The sequence below is a fragment of the Flavobacterium phragmitis genome (genome assembly GCF_900112575.1).
Lineage (GTDB): Bacteria > Bacteroidota > Bacteroidia > Flavobacteriales > Flavobacteriaceae > Flavobacterium > Flavobacterium phragmitis.
This window is the reverse complement of record NZ_FOMH01000001.1, coordinates 387,160-404,238: the sequence shown is the minus strand read 5'-3', so window position 1 is coordinate 404,238 and position 17,079 is coordinate 387,160. Positions and strand designations below refer to the sequence as shown.

General features: G+C 34.2%; 18 protein-coding genes. 6 read left to right on the top strand and 12 right to left on the bottom strand.

Annotation, left to right across the window (positions count from 1 at the left end; translation table 11 throughout):
* Nucleotides 1–23: 23 nt before the first annotated feature.
* The 11 genes from BM289_RS25590 to BM289_RS01820 form a co-directional block, all read right to left on the bottom strand.
* A complete protein-coding gene (locus BM289_RS25590; RefSeq protein ID WP_244165309.1) occupies nucleotides 24–206 on the bottom strand; it encodes a DUF6515 family protein in 183 nt (60 codons plus the stop codon).
* On the bottom strand, nucleotides 203–517 hold the full coding sequence (locus tag BM289_RS01865) for a DUF2092 domain-containing protein (protein WP_091490421.1): 315 nt from the start codon (nucleotides 515–517) through the stop codon (nucleotides 203–205). The genes BM289_RS25590 and BM289_RS01865 overlap by 4 nt, the downstream gene beginning before the upstream one ends.
* A 24-nt stretch (nucleotides 518–541) precedes the next feature.
* Entirely contained in the window at nucleotides 542–1,942 is a 1,401-nt protein-coding gene (locus BM289_RS01860; RefSeq protein WP_091490420.1) for a DUF2252 domain-containing protein, read from the bottom strand.
* Between the two features lie 33 nt (nucleotides 1,943–1,975).
* Complete coding sequence (locus BM289_RS01855) at nucleotides 1,976–2,779, bottom strand: hypothetical protein (protein ID WP_091490418.1); 804 nt, start codon at nucleotides 2,777–2,779, stop codon at nucleotides 1,976–1,978.
* Between the two features lie 62 nt (nucleotides 2,780–2,841).
* On the bottom strand, nucleotides 2,842–3,858 hold the full coding sequence (locus BM289_RS01850) for an HAD family hydrolase (protein WP_091490417.1): 1,017 nt from the start codon (nucleotides 3,856–3,858) through the stop codon (nucleotides 2,842–2,844).
* A 63-nt stretch (nucleotides 3,859–3,921) separates the two neighbouring features.
* A complete protein-coding gene (locus BM289_RS01845) occupies nucleotides 3,922–5,604 on the bottom strand; it encodes an arylsulfatase (RefSeq protein ID WP_091490415.1) in 1,683 nt (560 codons plus the stop codon).
* Between the two features lie 536 nt (nucleotides 5,605–6,140).
* Nucleotides 6,141–7,574 (bottom strand): pyruvate kinase, encoded by a 1,434-nt coding sequence (pyk, locus tag BM289_RS01840; protein WP_091490413.1) that lies wholly within the window; start codon nucleotides 7,572–7,574, stop codon nucleotides 6,141–6,143.
* A 5-nt stretch (nucleotides 7,575–7,579) separates the two neighbouring features.
* Nucleotides 7,580–8,068: an IPExxxVDY family protein gene (locus tag BM289_RS01835; protein ID WP_091490411.1), complete on the bottom strand. Its 489-nt coding sequence runs from the start codon at nucleotides 8,066–8,068 to the stop codon at nucleotides 7,580–7,582.
* 125 nt (nucleotides 8,069–8,193) lie between these two features.
* Nucleotides 8,194–8,934 carry a ribonuclease III gene (rnc, locus tag BM289_RS01830; protein WP_091490410.1) on the bottom strand — a complete coding sequence of 247 codons (741 nt, stop codon included), beginning with the start codon at nucleotides 8,932–8,934 and terminating at the stop codon, nucleotides 8,194–8,196.
* Nucleotides 8,935–8,943: 9 nt separating this feature from the next.
* On the bottom strand, nucleotides 8,944–10,197 hold the full coding sequence (gene fabF, locus BM289_RS01825; RefSeq protein WP_091490408.1) for a beta-ketoacyl-ACP synthase II: 1,254 nt from the start codon (nucleotides 10,195–10,197) through the stop codon (nucleotides 8,944–8,946).
* A gap of 235 nt (nucleotides 10,198–10,432) precedes the next feature.
* Complete coding sequence (locus BM289_RS01820) at nucleotides 10,433–10,669, bottom strand: acyl carrier protein (RefSeq protein ID WP_007137004.1); 237 nt, start codon at nucleotides 10,667–10,669, stop codon at nucleotides 10,433–10,435.
* 175 nt (nucleotides 10,670–10,844) lie between these two features.
* Between BM289_RS01820 and purN the strand changes: the two genes are divergently transcribed.
* The gene (gene purN / locus BM289_RS01815; protein ID WP_091490406.1) at nucleotides 10,845–11,408 is read left to right on the top strand and encodes a phosphoribosylglycinamide formyltransferase; all 564 of its coding nucleotides are present in this window, start codon (nucleotides 10,845–10,847) and stop codon (nucleotides 11,406–11,408) included.
* A gap of 103 nt (nucleotides 11,409–11,511) precedes the next feature.
* A complete protein-coding gene (gene rnhA, locus BM289_RS01810; RefSeq protein WP_091490405.1) occupies nucleotides 11,512–11,985 on the top strand; it encodes a ribonuclease HI in 474 nt (157 codons plus the stop codon).
* Between the two features lie 60 nt (nucleotides 11,986–12,045).
* Here the strand turns inward: rnhA and BM289_RS01805 are convergent, their stop codons facing one another.
* On the bottom strand, nucleotides 12,046–12,393 hold the full coding sequence (locus BM289_RS01805) for a DUF6249 domain-containing protein (protein ID WP_091490403.1): 348 nt from the start codon (nucleotides 12,391–12,393) through the stop codon (nucleotides 12,046–12,048).
* A 289-nt stretch (nucleotides 12,394–12,682) separates the two neighbouring features.
* On the opposite strand from BM289_RS01805, the gene BM289_RS01800 reads away from it, so the two are divergent.
* The 4 genes from BM289_RS01800 to BM289_RS01785 all read left to right on the top strand — a co-directional run bounded on the left by BM289_RS01800 (nucleotide 12,683) and on the right by BM289_RS01785 (nucleotide 16,852).
* Nucleotides 12,683–13,279, top strand: a complete 597-nt coding sequence (locus tag BM289_RS01800) for an RNA polymerase sigma factor (protein WP_091490401.1) — start codon at nucleotides 12,683–12,685, stop codon at nucleotides 13,277–13,279.
* Between the two features lie 57 nt (nucleotides 13,280–13,336).
* Nucleotides 13,337–13,741 carry a hypothetical protein gene (locus tag BM289_RS01795; protein WP_091490399.1) on the top strand — a complete coding sequence of 135 codons (405 nt, stop codon included), beginning with the start codon at nucleotides 13,337–13,339 and terminating at the stop codon, nucleotides 13,739–13,741.
* 207 nt (nucleotides 13,742–13,948) lie between these two features.
* Nucleotides 13,949–14,872: a PfkB family carbohydrate kinase gene (locus tag BM289_RS01790; protein WP_091490398.1), complete on the top strand. Its 924-nt coding sequence runs from the start codon at nucleotides 13,949–13,951 to the stop codon at nucleotides 14,870–14,872.
* Between the two features lie 81 nt (nucleotides 14,873–14,953).
* Nucleotides 14,954–16,852: an amidophosphoribosyltransferase gene (locus BM289_RS01785; RefSeq protein WP_091490396.1), complete on the top strand. Its 1,899-nt coding sequence runs from the start codon at nucleotides 14,954–14,956 to the stop codon at nucleotides 16,850–16,852.
* Nucleotides 16,853–17,079: the final 227 nt, after the last annotated feature.

Here is a 17,079-nt window from a genome sequence, read left to right as displayed (position 1 = left end):
ATATTGACTTAAAGATTTATAGTTTATTTACCTTGTATAACTACATAACTGTCTTGTCCATCTTTTGAAATGGGCTGATAATACACGTTATTATAAATCATATATTTTTGCCCATCAATCGTTTTTTCTTCAGCTCCTTCAGGAAGATGCTGTACCACGACTCCAACTGTCGGTGCAACAACTTTATATTTAGAAGTATCTTTTATGTAATAGGTTCCTCCATAATAATAGTAATCAACTCCATCCTGTTTCCTTTATCTCCAGTCGATGTAATTTTAATTTTATCTGGAAATTTAATTGAAACTTTTTCATTTACAGAATGTTTAACCAATCCTAGACTTTCGTTGAAAATATCATACGTCATGACCGATTTAAAGCTGCGTGATTTTATGTATTGTAATGATTCTGTCGTTCTATTTAAAATATAAACCGCAGCAGAATCAATACGCTGTGCCTGACTTTGCGTTGTAATTGTCATAAGCAGAAAACCGATTATGAACATCATTTTTCTATTCATACTTATTTTTTTAATTACTGAAAACTATATTTCTGCCGAAATAGGCAATCTTCCTTCTTTTACGGCTTCTACCAATTTATTGTAATCAAGTTCGTTTTGATGTGCATAGGAAACAGAAAACTTTGAAATGGCATTAGCAAATTCATCATTATTCCCAATATAACCTGATAACATTGACGGGTCGCCAGACCGTGCATGAGCTCGTGCCAGTGCCCAACCGCAAGCTTTAGCATAATCTGCCATATTTTGAGCTTTCATTATTTCGATAACAGGTTTTATCTTGGCATCCCGAAGCTGACGGATATAAAAATATCTTCCCCTATCATCGTTAGTCCATCCTAAAAACATATCCGATGCTGACTGCATTAATTTCTGTCCCATTACAATCCGTTCGCCTTGATGACTGTATTTGGGTTTGTTTTTTACATTAGCTTCCAATACACTTTGTCTGGCTTCTTTAAATTGTAAAAAGATAGGTTCTCCCGTTGCCGACATTAATAAACTAATGCCACAAAGTGTTCCAACACTTCCTACACCAACCACTTTTATCGCAAAGTCATGCATCGTATAACGGCTTAACAAAACCTGTTTGTCTTCTGGCAGCGATTCTACATAACGTCTATGAATGAGCTTAGCTTCTTTTAATGTATAATTTTCATCGGTTCCTGACGGATGATAAATCAGCGGTGGCTCGTCTTTAATTCTAGCTCGAACTCCATCGAGATACGTCATTTTTGCAAACTCTTTTTCGTGAGCTGTAGATTCAGCAGCTTTTTTAATCCGCTTCTGCTGAAACTCTTTTAATTCCTCATCTTTTCCCAATTCAATAAGTTCCGCCAAATCCAAATCAGCATACCAAATTTGAAGCGCCGATAATTTACTGTATTCCAACATATGTCTTTTGTAACTATCTGCCACTTGCCAAGCAAATTCTTTACATTCTTTGCTAGAAAATTTTCTCCATTTCCCCGCAATAGCAAAACTTGTCGCAAGTCTTTTCACATCCCATTCCCAAGGCCCCTGAAAGGTTTCATCAAAATCATTAATATCAAAAACCAATTTACGTTCTGGAGTTGCAAATCCGCCGAAATTCATTAAATGACAATCTCCGCAGAGCTGTAACTGTATTCCTGTATTGGGTGTATTCACTAAATCGGTTGCCATGATTGCTGCCGCACCTCTGTAAAATGCAAAAGGCGATTCAATCATTCTTCTGTATCTAATGGGCAGTAAATCCTCAATTCGCCCGATACTTGTCTTAATCAAAACAGCAATAGGGTCTTCGCGGTCTTCTGGTGCCGTCCATTCCTGATGAGAAGAACGAGGCACCGTTTTTCTAATCGCTGCGCCTTTGTCGTAACGTTCTGCTTTTGATGCAATAGGATCAAAAAGGTTCTCGGTAATTGCTATTGCTTTTAGGGTCATGAGAATAATTATTTCACTTTCTACGATAAAAAATCATGAACCAGGAAAAACAAAAGCAACAACTGCTCTCAATCCCCAATCAGGTTTTATAGCTTGATGTCCCACAATTGGAATTAATGGCTGTACAGAAAACTGAACCACCTGATCTCCAAATTTTGTGATTCCTCCCATCATTGGATTTAAAGAAATTAAAGTTGTATTGGCTTCCCAGTTTTGCGTAATTTCTGCATTTACTCCCCAGTTTGCACCACTTTTATAACTATGAGACATAAATATTTGAGTGTAAAAACTATTAAAATCAGCGCTATCCGATGCTCCTGCCACAGACCAAATTTGATTGGCTATAAAACCAACAGACAAACCTTTACCTTGATGCATTACTAATACACTGGGTCCAACTCCAAATTTTTCTGTTCCTAAAAGTTTTTCTGTAGCAGTAGGAACTAAAAATGCGGGTCCAATTCCGTATATTATTTTTTTACTTTTAGGAGCAAAAAAAGCCGTAACGGTAGCATCACTCAAACCAAATTCATGTGTATTCAATCCTGTAATATTTCTTTGATCTACAACAGGAAGAATCCATCGGGTTATTAAGTTTAAGTTGTCACTTAATTTAAAGGGAATAACGGGCTGTATATTAATAGTATATTTTACGCCATTATAAGGACCAATTCCATAATTCAAATTATTCTGAAGCGGTACACTAATTAAACTTGCCACAGGGTTTGCCAGTTTATCAGCAAGCTCTTGTGCACTGTTTCCAGGCTTTTCTTCCTGTGCAGAAGTTGTATAATGAACTGACAACATCAGTATTAATACTAGAAAAGAATGTTTCATACAACTTTATTTAATGGATTAAAAAAGAAACTATGACATTCAGCTGTAAAGCCATTGTGTGTTTAATCTGCAAAAACTTTCTTCCAGTCTTTTTTCATATCCACAACATGCCATTTATTTTTTGCTGCCGCATTTAATGATGCATTATCTTTTTCTTGATAACTATACTCACGTATCGAATCATTATGATTGACTAATAATTGAAAAGACGGATATTTATTTCCCTGCGAATATTTTAGCATGGCAATATCTCCAGATCCGCCTTCGTTACCACAGGCAAAAACAGGACGTTGACCAATATGCAATTGTATCCCAACAGGTTTTCCTTCTTTATCATTAAAATGATTTAAAGCTGGTTCTCGTTGGACTTCATTTTTAGCATTATCGTACTTATATTTGAAAGAAGTTCCCACAACCTGATTTTTTGGAATTCCATAAAAATCTTGAGCTATCGCTCTTACGACTTCAATTGTTCCACCTGTTACGATGTAGGTCTTAAAACCATTTGCACGTAAATAATTCAGCAACTCTAATTGTGGCTGGTAGCGAATTTGTTTTACAGGAATATTTTTGGGAGGATACTTGGCATCTTTAAAAAAATCTAAAACCGAAGTTTCAAACTCCTCTTCATTTGTTCCTGTATGTGTTGCTGCTACAAGTTCTATAAGTGCTTTATCACCTCCTTTTTCAAAAAATGTTTTATCTTTTTCTACTACAGCTTTAAAAGGCTGTTTCTTGGCAAGTTCAGGATTGGCTTCAACCATTTTTTTTACACGATAAAAAGCAAAAAGTTCTTGCACATAAGGTTTTTCTGCCCATAGAGTTCCATCGTTATCAAAAGTGGCAATTCTAGATTCTTCTGGAATAAATTCAGGACTTCCTTTTTTGGTTACTTTTTCAACATAAGCAATAATGTCGCTTTTTAAAGTTCCATCATTCCAACTCGGCAAAGGATCTCCAGTGCTTGTAACTACTGCCGTACTATCTTTTGGACTAATAGTAGTAGTGTCTTCTGATTTGTTTTTACAAGAAATCAATAAAAACAAAAACAGAAACAACACATATATTTTCTTATACATGATATTGATTTTTTAATTTAATAGAGCCTGAAGTATGGGAGATTCAAGCTCTATTTTTTGTTTTTATTTTTTCTTTTTTGAAGCTGTCTCTTCTTCCTCTTTTAATTTAGGAAGCACATTTTTCTCAATATATTTTTGTGCTTTGATGTCCTTCATTGCTTCTTCCATGATAGTGTAAGCTGAGAAGCTAGGCGGTATTGATCTTGGTGGATAATCTTTAAATGTTTCTGCAAATACAACAACATCTTGAATTGCACCATACATCATCTGCACATGATTCATCTGCCAGTCCCAGAAAGTATTGGATGTAATATCTGCTCTTTCAAATGGATCCTGATATAAATTGAATATTTTCTGTAAACGAAGTTTAGTAAATGGCTCTGCCCAAACTCCCATTGTTCCTCCCAAACGTTGCTCTGCGAAAACATATTTATAGTCTCCTTCTCGTAATCCTACCAAAAGTCCGTCATCATCTGTATAGAAGAATTTATCTCTGGCGCTTTTTGGAGTTTTGCCTTCTAAAAATTTACTTTGGTCAAAACCATCCAAATGCACTTTATATGTTTTTCCATTTGCAGCATAACCTTTTAGAAGTTTGTTAACGATATCTGGTTCTCCTGCAATCGAAGCGAATGTAGGAATCCAGTCATTATGACTCATCAATTCTGTCGTTACAGTTCCTGGTTTAATGTGTCCTGGCCAGCGAACGATACATGGTACACGGAAAGCTCCTTCCCAATTGGTATTTTTCTCAGAGCGGAATGGTGTCATTGCGCCATCAGGCCATGTATTCATGTGAGGGCCATTATCTGTTGAATAAACCACAATTGTATTATCGGCAATTCCTAAATCATCTAATGCTTTTAGGATGCTTCCAATGGTTTCATCGTGTTCTATCATACCATCAATATATTCACTGTCTCCATGAGTATATCGTCCTCTGTGTTCTGCTCTTACGTGTGTGCGAAGGTGCATACGAGTGGCATTGAACCAGCAGAAAAATGGTTTTCCTGCTGCATGCTGTCTTTTAATAAAGTCAATTGCTGCTGCAGAGGTTTCATCATCCACGGTTTCCATTCTTTTTTTAGTAAGTGCTCCTGTATCTTCGATTTTTTGTTTTCCAACTCTTCCAAAACGAGGATCGGTAGTGGCATCATCTACATTGGTTGCGGTACATTTTAAAACTCCTCTTGGACCAAATTTTTTCAAATATTCAGGATCTTTTGGATAATCTGGTAATTCTGGTTCTTCTTCTGCATTTAAGTGATACAGGTTTCCAAAAAATTCATCAAAACCATTTACAGTTGGCAAACTCTCGTTACGATCCCCCACGTGATTTTTACCAAACTGTCCCGTCGCATATCCTAAACTTTTCATAATTCCTCCTACAGAAGGATCTAACTGACTCATTCCCATTGGTGCTCCAGGAAAACCAACTTTTGTTAATCCTGTTCTAAGACCATGCTGTCCTGTTAGAAAAGCGGCACGACCAGCGGTACAGCTTTGTTCTCCATAATAATGCAAGAAACGCATTCCTTCGTTAGCTAAACGATCAATATTGGGAGTAGTGTACCCCATAAGTCCATCGCTGTAAGCACTTATATTAGTTGTTCCGATATCATCTCCCCAAAGCACCAAAATATTTGGCTTCTTGCTCTGAGCGCTCACAGAAACTCCTGCAAAAAATAGTAATGTAAATACCTTTATGGTAAATGTAAATCCGCATTTTAATTTGATTTGTTTCATGATAATAAAAATTCGTTAATGATTCTTGTTATATATATGAGGTTGTAAATCCAAAAAAATAAATGGGAAAATGTAATTTTTAAAAAGGCTTTTAAGAAAAAGAATACTGTATTTAATTAAGATGCTTCAAATTAATTTTGCTTAAAAATCTGAAAAATAGTTTTTTAACTTTTTTTTAAGCTTCTCAAAATTAAGTAATAAATGAACGAACAATTGTAATTATTTGGTGTCAGCTTGTTTCATTTTATAAAATGAAACAAGAAAAATGAAGAATTTGCACCAAAATGTTTCATTTTAGGAAAATGAAACACACTCAATGAACCGAAAAATGACCTCTTTTACTTTTTCAAGTACTAGTATAAAAAAACTATTCAAGGTACATTTTATGGCAAAAATGGAATAAAAATTTCTAGAAAATTTATCAAATGAAACGAAATTTACTATCATCTGAACTTGAGAGTAGGAATAAAAAAGAAGTAAAAACAAAAAAGCCGCTTATTACTAAGCGACTTTTTTGAAATTATAATAGAAAAAAATTAGTCAATTTGAGATACTCTCATCGTATTAACCATTCCTTTTTCTTTGATTGGCATTGCTGCAAGGTTGATTAAATAATCTCCTTTTTGTGCATATCCTTTCTCAACTGCAATTTGATTTACGTCTGTTACAGTATCATCAGTACTTTCGTCATTATCATAGTAGAAAGATTTAACTCCCCATAATAAATTCAATTGTGTTAAGATTCTTCTGTTTGAAGTAAATACTAAAATGTGAGCTGTAGAAGGTCTCCAAGCTGAAATTTGGAAAGCTGTATAACCGCTGTTTGTTAACGTACAAATTGCTTTAGCTTCGATTTCATTTGCTAATAAAGCGGCTTGGTGGCAAACAGTTTTAGTTACAAAACGGTTTGTTTTAATTTGTGGAGTATTTTGAGGCACTTGAATAAGCGGAGAGTTTTCTACAGCTTCGCAAATTTGTGCCATTTTTTGAATTACTTGAACTGGGTAATTTCCTGTTGCAGTTTCTCCAGACAACATTACAGCATCTGCACCGTCCATTACTGAGTTAGCAACGTCATTTACTTCTGCTCTTGTTGGAGTCAAACTTGTAATCATTGTTTCCATCATTTGAGTCGCAACGATAACTGGAATTCTAGCTGTTTTTGCTCTGCGGATCAAATCTTTTTGAACCAATGGCACTTCGTGAGCAGGAAGCTCAACACCAAGATCTCCACGAGCCACCATTAAACCATCGCAATACGCTACAATTTTATCCATGTTCTCAAGAGCTTCTGGCATTTCAATTTTAGCAACGATTGGAATTTTAACTTCTGAATGTTTAGCGATTAATTCTTGTAAATCTTGTAAATCGCGAGGAGTTTTCACAAACGAAAGTGCGATCCAGTCTACTTTTTGCTCAATTGCAAAAATCGCATCTGCAATATCTTTTTCTGTTAAAGCTGGTAAAGAGATTTTAGTGTTTGGAAGATTAACTCCTTTTTTAGATTTTAATTCTCCACCTTGAATAACTCTAGCAACAACTTCTGTTTTTTTGTCTGTTGAAACAATTTCAAAAATAAGTTTACCATCATCAAGCAAAATACGCTCTCCCGGGTTAACATCATTTGGGAAATTTTGATATTTCATGAACACTCTTTTTGATGTTCCGATAATATCTTCGGCAGTTGTAAAAGTGATTTCATCACCATCATTTACCACAGTACCTTCTTCCATAACACCAACTCTAAGTTTTGGTCCTTGCAAATCTCCAAGGATTGCAGTAGTGTAACCAAACTCTTCGTTTAAGCCTCTGATAATATTAATTTTTTCTTTTACTCCTTCGTAATCTGCATGCGAAAAATTGATTCTAAACACATTAACACCTGCTTCGATCATATCTTTAATGATCTCTCTTGTACTACAAGCGGGGCCAAGTGTAGCAACAATTTTGGTTTTCTTGTTTGTTAGCATTTTTTTTAAAAAATTAGATTGTTTTTTGATTTTATATTGTCCGTATCGACAGCATAAATTGCTGCAATACTTTCGATTGTTTTTAATTTTTGTTGAATTTCTGAAAAATTAAGCGCCTCTTCGCTATTGTCTATTTTCAGGAAAAAATCGACTTTTTTGAATTCAGGAAGTAAATGAATTGTTGTCGAAACCTCACTTGTCTCATTAGAAAACAAATTCTGAAAATCATTTGTACTCACAGAAATGATTTCGTTTTTATTCTGAATTAAATTCCAGGAAACCGCTTTTTCTTCATCATAATAATAGAATCTCGAAAAATTTGCTTCCCCTTCCTTAGTTTGAGCATGGATCTCGTTTTTGCTCTTACTTAAGTTTACCGGAAGGATTTTATTGATAAAATAGGCTAATCTATAATCTTCTAATGAAGTATGAATTGCCATTAAATAATAATCAATTTCGTCAAATTCGTCTAAATCCAATTTATGAATAGCCATGTCTTGAAAAATCAAGTTGTAAATATACTATTTCTAAACGGAGCTTCAACAGTTATGACATGGTTGTTTTGTTAAATTATAAACGAAAACGTTATAGCATTGTGATACTTACAACATTTTTGCAGCTATTTCTTGTCAATTTTTTCTTGAAATGCAAAATAAGCTCTTTGCGATGCTTTTTCTTCTGCTTTCTTTTTTGAAGTTGCTCTCGCTCTTGCAACAACTTTATCATCAATACTCAATTTGACTCCAAATAAACGCTGTCCATCTATGCCGTTATCTTCAAAAATGTCATAATGAAAAACTCTTTTTTCCTTCTGACACCATTCGATAACAAGACTTTTATAACTTATCACTTTTCCTTCTAGTCGAGCAATATCGACATAAGGAGTAACTACTCTTTTTTGAATAAATCGTTCGCAGAAAGAATAGCCTTTATCTAAATAAATGGCACCTATTAGAGATTCAAAAATATTACCATGAATATTTTCTCCAAAATGCTGAATTGGCACTTTACTCTCTACAAACTGCACTAGATTTAAATCTTTACCTAATTCGTTCAAATGTTCACGACTCACAATTTTTGAACGCATTTTGGTTAAATAACCTTCATCTCCATTTGGTGCTTTGTTAAATAAATGTGCAGCAATTACGGCACTTAACATTGCATCTCCTAAAAATTCTAATCGCTCATAATTAATAGGATGCCCATTGGAATCTAATTTATTCGAAGAACGATGAGTGAAAGCTCTTCTATAAAAATCAACATTCGAAGGCGGAAAACCAAGAATTTTCTGAATAGTGTCAAAAAAAATCCCGTCTTCTAGAGAACGGGATTTAGAAAATATTTTTTTGATAATATTCATATACAGAAATTAGTCAACTAGTTTTTTAAACAATACGCAAGCATTATGTCCACCAAACCCAAATGTATTACTCATCGCAACATTTACTTCTCTCTTTTGAGGTTTGTTTAAAGTAAGGTTTAATGATGGATCAATATTTTCATCAACAACTGTATGGTTAATCGTTGGAGGAACAATTCCATTCTGCATCGCCAAGATAGAAGCAATAGCTTCGATAGCTCCAGCAGCACCAAGTAAATGTCCTGTCATTGATTTTGTTGAGTTGATGTTGATGTTTTTAGCATGATCTCCAAAAACAGCACTAATTGCTTTTAACTCAGCAACGTCTCCTAGTGGAGTAGAAGTTCCGTGAGTATTAATATGATCTACTTGATCAGGACTCATTCCAGCATCTCTTAACGTATTTTCCATTACGGCAATAACTCCGATTCCTTCTGGATGTGGTGCAGTCAAGTGATAAGCATCAGATGACATTCCGCCTCCACCAATTTCGCAATAGATTTTTGCTCCTCTGGCTTTAGCATGTTCGTAATCTTCAAGAATCAAAGCTCCTGCTCCTTCTCCTAAAACGAAACCATCTCTGGTTGCATCAAAAGGTCTTGAAGCTGTTTCTGGACTTTCGTTTCTTGTAGATAAAGCGTGCATTGAGCTGAAACCTCCCATACCAGCAATCGTAACTGCTGCTTCAGAACCTCCAGAAACAATAACATCGCACATTCCTAAACGAATGTAATTGAAAGCATCGATTAATGCATTTGCAGAAGATGCACAAGCAGAAACCGTAGTATAATTTGGTCCCATATAACCATTACGCATAGAAATATGTGCAGGAGCAATATCAGCAATCATTTTAGGGATAAAAAACGGATTGAACTTTGGAGTTCCGTCACCCTTTGCATAATACATAACTTCATCTTGGAAAGTTTCTAAACCTCCAATTCCTGCTCCCCAGATAACACCAACTCTTTGTTTGTTTACGTTATCGTTTGTAATTCCAGCATCTTTAATAGCTTCATCACTGGCAGCAACAGCGTATTGTGCAAATTTATCTAATCGACGAGATTCCTTGCGATCCATGTAATCTTCAATGTTGAAGTTTTTCACTTCGCAGGCAAATTTCGTTTTATGCTTTTCTGTATCATAATATGTTATAGGAGCCGCTCCGCTAACCCCATTCACAAGTGCATTCCAATATTCTTGGATATTATTCCCGATAGGAGTAAGTGCACCTAATCCTGTTACAACAACTCGCCTTAATGCCATAAATATGTGTTTTGTACTTTAAACGAATAAAACCCACGCTTTCTTAACTTATTGTTACTTAAGAGCCATGGGAATTACAATATAAATATATCTTTTTGATTGAATATCAATCGAACTTTAAATTTAAAAAAATAATAACACCCGATCCTTAAAAATTTCAAATTTCAAAATCAAATTCCAATCGGAATTTGGAATTTCAAAAAATTGGGATTTTTAGAAATCGGGTGTGGTATTATTATTTTTTAGCTTCTTCGATATAAGAAATAGCTTGACCAACAGTAGCAATGTTTTCTGCTTGATCGTCTGGAATTTGAATATCAAATTCTTTTTCGAATTCCATAATAAGCTCAACAGTGTCTAATGAGTCAGCTCCTAAATCATTAGTGAAGCTTGCTTCTGTTACAACTTCGTTTTCGTCAACACCTAATTTGTCTACGATAATCGCTTTTACTCTTGATGCAATGTCTGACATAATCTTTAATTTTAGAATTTAATTTGTTGGCAAAAATAAAAAACTTTATTTTAAAACAACTATTTAGTTTATAAATGTGACACTAATTTATAAAATTAATTTCAAGAAAGCCGTTTGAAAGCTATTTATTTTCGATTTTTATTCCGTTTTTTGCAGTCTTAAAATAAATTCAATCATGAAAAAAATTATCGTTTTTGCCTCAGGTTCAGGAACTAACGCAGAAAATATTATAAAATATTTTTCGAGCACTGAAACTGCAAAGGTCGTTTCGGTTTTTACAAATAATGCTTCTGCAAAAGTTATTGACAGAGCAAAAAATCATCAAATTCCAGTCGAAATCTTCGAAAAAAACGAACTTTTGGAGCGAAATGTATTACAAAAAATACAAAAAATCGACCCAGATTTGATTGTTCTCGCCGGTTTTTTACTAAAATTTCCTGAAAACATAATTGAACAATATCCAAATAAAATAATCAACATACATCCAGCACTTTTACCTAAATATGGAGGCAAAGGGATGTACGGAATGCACATCCACAGAGCCATCGTAAATAACAAGGAAAAAGAAACCGGAATCTCTATTCATTATGTAAACGAGAACTATGATGAAGGCGCTATTATCTTCCAAGCTAATGTCACATTAACAGACGAAGATACTCCCGAAACAGTCGCAGAAAAGATTCATGAACTGGAGCAAAAACATTTTCCTGAAATCATCCATAGCTTACTAGAAGAATAAAATCAAATTCAAAAATCAATATCAACTACAATATTAAAAATCAATTATTTTAGACAAAGGATATCCAATCTAAAATCTAAAGTCTAAAATCTACAATTAAAAAATGCACGAAGTACATATATATACAGATGGCGCGGCAAAAGGAAATCCCGGCAATGGTGGTTACGGCGTAGTAATGGAATTGGTTGGCACGCCGCATAAGAAAGAATTCTATGAAGGTTTTCGTTTGACAACTAATAACCGAATGGAACTTTTGGCTGTTATTGTGGGTTTAGAAAAACTGAAAAACCCAAACATGAAAGTCCTTGTAGTTTCGGATTCTAAATATGTGGTGGATTCTGTTGAAAAGAAATGGGTTTTTGGCTGGGAAAAAAAAGGATATAAAGACAAAAAAAATCCAGATCTATGGAAACGTTTTTTAATTGCCTACCGAAAACATCAAGTCGATTTTAAATGGATCAAAGGCCACAACAATCATCCGCAAAACGAACGTTGCGATCAGTTGGCCGTTATGGCATCACAACAACCTAAACTTTCTGTTGATGTCTATTACGAAACCATCGGATCTAAAGAATAAAAAAATAACGTATCGGAAACCAGTTCTCGATACGTTATTGAATTACTAAGTAAAAGTCTTTTATTCTTTATCTAAATCTTTTGCTGTTTTAAATCCAGTCAAAAGTCCGATTCCCGCCATGATGAAGATAATTGAAGGATAAACCGCTCCGTCATTAAGAGACGTATAAGTTGTGATTAGTAACGCAAGAAAAATTCCAACACCACTTCCTATTAATAAGAAGGCTAGATTTACTACGAAGATTTTCCAAGCAGGAACTCCACTTCCTTTTCCTTGCAAAAAGATACTGGCATCAACACCTTTTTCGATAAGAGCCAAACGCTCTCTGTTTCTTGTTGAATAAACTAAATAAACGATCCCGAAGATCATTAAGAAAAAGCTAATTGGAATTAAAATTTTGTCGTCCATGATATTTTACGTTTTTAATTGATTGATATATCTCATATGACGAGGCTTTTTAAAATCAGGTTACAACTTTTTGCAAAAAAAATTCCAAAAAAGAAACTCTAAACCACAAAACTAACTGATTATCAATTAATTTTGATTGTGAAAAATTTTGACAAAGTTTTAAATTTTGACAAAGTTCAACTCCTAATACTTTATTATATATTAAAGATTGGAATTTGGAATTTAAAAAGTTTGGAATTTATTTTCAAATTTCTGTAACCTAAAACGAAACTCTGTCGTCCTATATAATATGAGCACATTAACTGATCAACATTATATCGATAAAATTTTGCAGGGCGAGACCAATTTTTTTGCTGTTCTGGTTGACCGTTATAAGGATATGATCTTTACATTGGCTCTCAAAATGGTTAAAAACCGCGAAGAAGCCGAAGAAGTTGCTCAGGACACGTTTATTAAGATTTACAGTTCACTGAATAAATTTAAAGGAGAATCTAAATTTTCGACCTGGATTTATAAAATTGCTTATAATACCTGTCTAGATAGATTAAAGAAAAGCAAAAAAGACGATTTAAATATTTCTATTGATGATTTTTCGTCGCATTTAATTAAAACAATGGACAATGCGCTGAGTGCTTTAGAAGAAAAAGAACGAAAGCAAACCATTCAGAAATGTTTAAATTTATTACCCAGTGATGAAAATTTTCTTTTAACACTTTTTTATTTTGATGATCAGAATTTAGAAGAAATTGGAAAAATTATGAATATCTCAGCTAATAATGCTAAAGTAAAATTGTTTAGGAGCCGACAAAAATTAGCTGTAATTTTGAGACAGCAGTTAGAACCTGAAATAATAGAGTGTTATGAAATCGGCAAGATTCCAAAATAAAAACAAAACGAAGAATGCCGATAACATATTCCTTTAAAAAACAAATAGTATCTTCATATGAAAGAGAGCGATAAAAATATAGAAAAACTTATTGAGAAAATGATGGCTGAAGATAAACTGCAGTCTCCATCAATAGATTTTACTTCTAAAATAATGGCTGAAGTGCATGTATTGGAAGAGAAAAAACTCAAAGCTTACAAACCCTTAATTTCTAAAACCGTTTGGATGCTTATGGGAGTTGCTGTAATCGCTTTGATTATTTACATCTCTCTATTCTCATCATCAGAAAGCAGCCTGGAAATAGATAAATTTGGAAAATTATATTCTGATAAAATTTCGAACACTTTTTCAGGAATTCATTTTTCTAAAAATATAATGTACGCCATTTTGATAGTTCCAATCATGATCTTGGTTCAGGTTGGGGTTTTGAAGAATTATTTTGATAAGAAATATGAATTGTAAATTATTCGCAATTATTTTCGAAAAACTTGCAGATTAATTCTGAAAAATTTATCTTAAGCCTCATTAAAAACAGTTTTTTAATCCATTCATTTACAGTAATTTCAATTCGAAATTGTTCTCTTTTTTTTAAGAAAATTTTGAGAACCTAAACCGTTGCAAGATTGTAACTTATAAAGTATCTTTGCACCCTAATTCGAAATTCATAAAATGAATAAACTATTGATTGTTGGAACAGTTGCTTTCGACGCGATTGAAACTCCTTTCGGAAAAACAGATAAAATATTAGGTGGTGCTGCAACCTACATCGGATTATCGGCATCATTTTTTAACTTGCAATCGGCCATTGTTTCTGTAGTTGGCGACGATTTCCCTCAAGAACATTTAGATCTTTTGACTTCAAAAAATATTGATATCTCTGGTATCGAAATTGTAAAAGGAGGAAAAACTTTTTTCTGGAGCGGTTTGTACCACAACGATTTAAATTCTAGAGACACTCTTGTAACAGAGTTGAACGTTTTAGCTGATTTTCAGCCAAAAGTTCCTCAAAATTACAAAGATGCTGATGTTGTGATGTTAGGAAACCTACACCCATTAGTACAAAGCAGTGTTTTAGATCAAATGGAGAAAAAACCAAAATTAGTTGTTTTAGATACAATGAACTTTTGGATGGACTGCGCTCTTCCAGAATTATTAGACGTTATCAAACGTGTAGATGTTATTACAATCAATGACGAAGAAGCAAGACAACTTTCTGGCGAATATTCATTAGTAAAAGCGGCCGCTAAAATCCAAGATATGGGACCAAAATATGTGGTGATCAAAAAAGGAGAACACGGAGCGCTTTTATTCCACAATAGAGAAGTATTCTTTGCACCAGCTTTACCATTAGAAGAAGTTTTCGATCCAACTGGAGCGGGAGATACTTTTGCAGGTGGTTTCTCTGGATTTATTGCACAGAGTGAAAACATTTCTTTTGGAAACATGAAGAATGCAATTATTTACGGTTCAAATTTAGCTTCGTTCTGCGTAGAGAAATTTGGTACCGAAAGGATGGAAAATTTAAGCAAAGCCGAAGTAGCGATTCGATTACAGCAATTTAAGTCGTTAACTCAGTTTGACATAGAAATATAATGCCTAAGAGCCTCGATAAAACGGGGCTTTTTTTATTACGAATACACACAACTTACAACAACACACAAATAACAAAAAACAATGAGCGACGCTTTAAAACACGAATGTGGGATAGCTTTAGTTAGACTACTTAAACCGCTTGAATACTATAAAGAAAAATACGGAACTGCTTTCTACGGAATCCAGAAAATGTATTTAATGATGGAAAAACAGCACAACCGCGGACAAGACGGTGCTGGTTTTGCAAGCATTAAATTGGATGTTGAACCTGGACAACGCTACATCAGCAGAGTTCGTTCTAATCATTCACAGCCAATCCAAGATGTTTTCAAACAAATCAATGAGCGTGTTAGTGAAGAACTAAAAGCACATCCTGAATTGGGAGACAACATGAAAGAACTAAAAGCAAACATTCCTTATGTTGGAGAATTGTTTTTAGGTCACGTTCGTTACGGAACTTTCGGAAAAAACAGCATCGAAAGTGTTCACCCGTTTTTGCGTCAAAGCAACTGGATGCACCGTAACTTGATTTTGGCTGGAAACTTCAACATGACTAATGTTAAAGAACTTTTCGAAAATCTAGTTGAATTAGGACAGCATCCAAAAGAAATGGCTGATACTGTTACAGTAATGGAAAAAATTGGTCACTTCCTAGACAAAGAAGTTATGCAATTGTACCAAGACTGTAAAGCTGAAGGATATTCTAAAAGAGACGCATCTCCAGTAATCGCAGAACGTTTGGATATTGCTAAAATCTTAGCTCGTTCAGCTAAAAACTTAGATGGAGGTTATGCAATGGCTGGTTTATTAGGTCATGGTGACGCATTTGTTTTTAGAGATCCTGCCGGAATTCGTCCAGCTTATTTTTATCAAGATGACGAAGTAGTTGTCGTAGCTTCTGAAAGACCTGTTATTCAAACTGTATTCAATGTACCTTTTGAAAGCGTTCAGGAAATTGATCCAGGAAATGCTTTAATCATCAAGAAAAACGGAAAAGTTACCATGAATCAAATCTTGGAACCAACTGTCAAAAAAGCATGTTCGTTTGAAAGAATTTATTTCTCAAGAGGAAGTGATGCCGAAATCTATCAAGAGCGTAAAGACTTAGGTAAATTCATCTTACCTGCTGTACTTAAAGCAATTGACAGCGATACAGATAATACGGTTTTCTCTTATATCCCGAATACAGCCGAAACTTCATTTTATGGTTTAGTTGAAGCGGCTCAGGATTTCTTAAATCAGAGAAAAAACAATCATATTCTAGAAAATAGAAATACACTTACTGCCGAAACTCTTCAGGAACTTTTAGCTGTAAAAATACGTACAGAGAAAGTAGCAATTAAAGATGCTAAACTTAGAACCTTTATTACTGAAGACAGTAGCCGTGATGATTTAGTCGCACACGTTTATGATGTTACGTATGGTGTAATCAAACCAGAAGACAATTTGGTTATTATCGACGATAGTATTGTTCGTGGTACTACATTGAAAATGAGTATCATTAAAATGATGGATCGTTTAAAACCAAAACGTATTGTAATCGTATCATCTGCTCCACAAATCCGTTACCCTGATTGTTACGGAATTGATATGGCAAAACTAGAAGGTTTAGTTGCTTTTAGAGCAGCACTAGCTTTATTGAAAGAAAGAAACCTTTACCATATTGTAGATGAAGTCTATGCAAAATGTAAAGTGCAAGAAAATTTTGCAGATAAAGATGTGGTAAATTATGTAACAGAAATTTACAGCCAATTTACTGATGAAGAAATTTCAGATAAAATTGCAGAAATGTTAAGCTCACCAGAAATAAATGCCGAAGTGAAAATTATTTTCCAAACCGTAGAAGATCTTCACAAAGCGTGTCCTAAAAATTTAGGTGACTGGTACTTCACGGGAGACTACCCAACTCCAGGTGGAAATCGAGTTGTAAATCGTGCTTTTATGAATTTTTACGAAGGAAAAGACGCTCGAGCTTATTAAAAAAGTATTAATAAAAGGTTAATTTGTGCATTTCATCGGTTTTTTTTGCCGTTCATCCTGTTTGTTTGGTAAAATTGAAAAGCTACAATACTTTTGAGATACCATAACATTAGTAGGTTAAGTTTATGGTAGATTTGGGGCAAAAAGGGTGGAAGCAATTCCACCTTTTTTATTGGAACAAACTCAAATATTTCTAAAACAACCCATTACATTCTCTTCATCGGAAA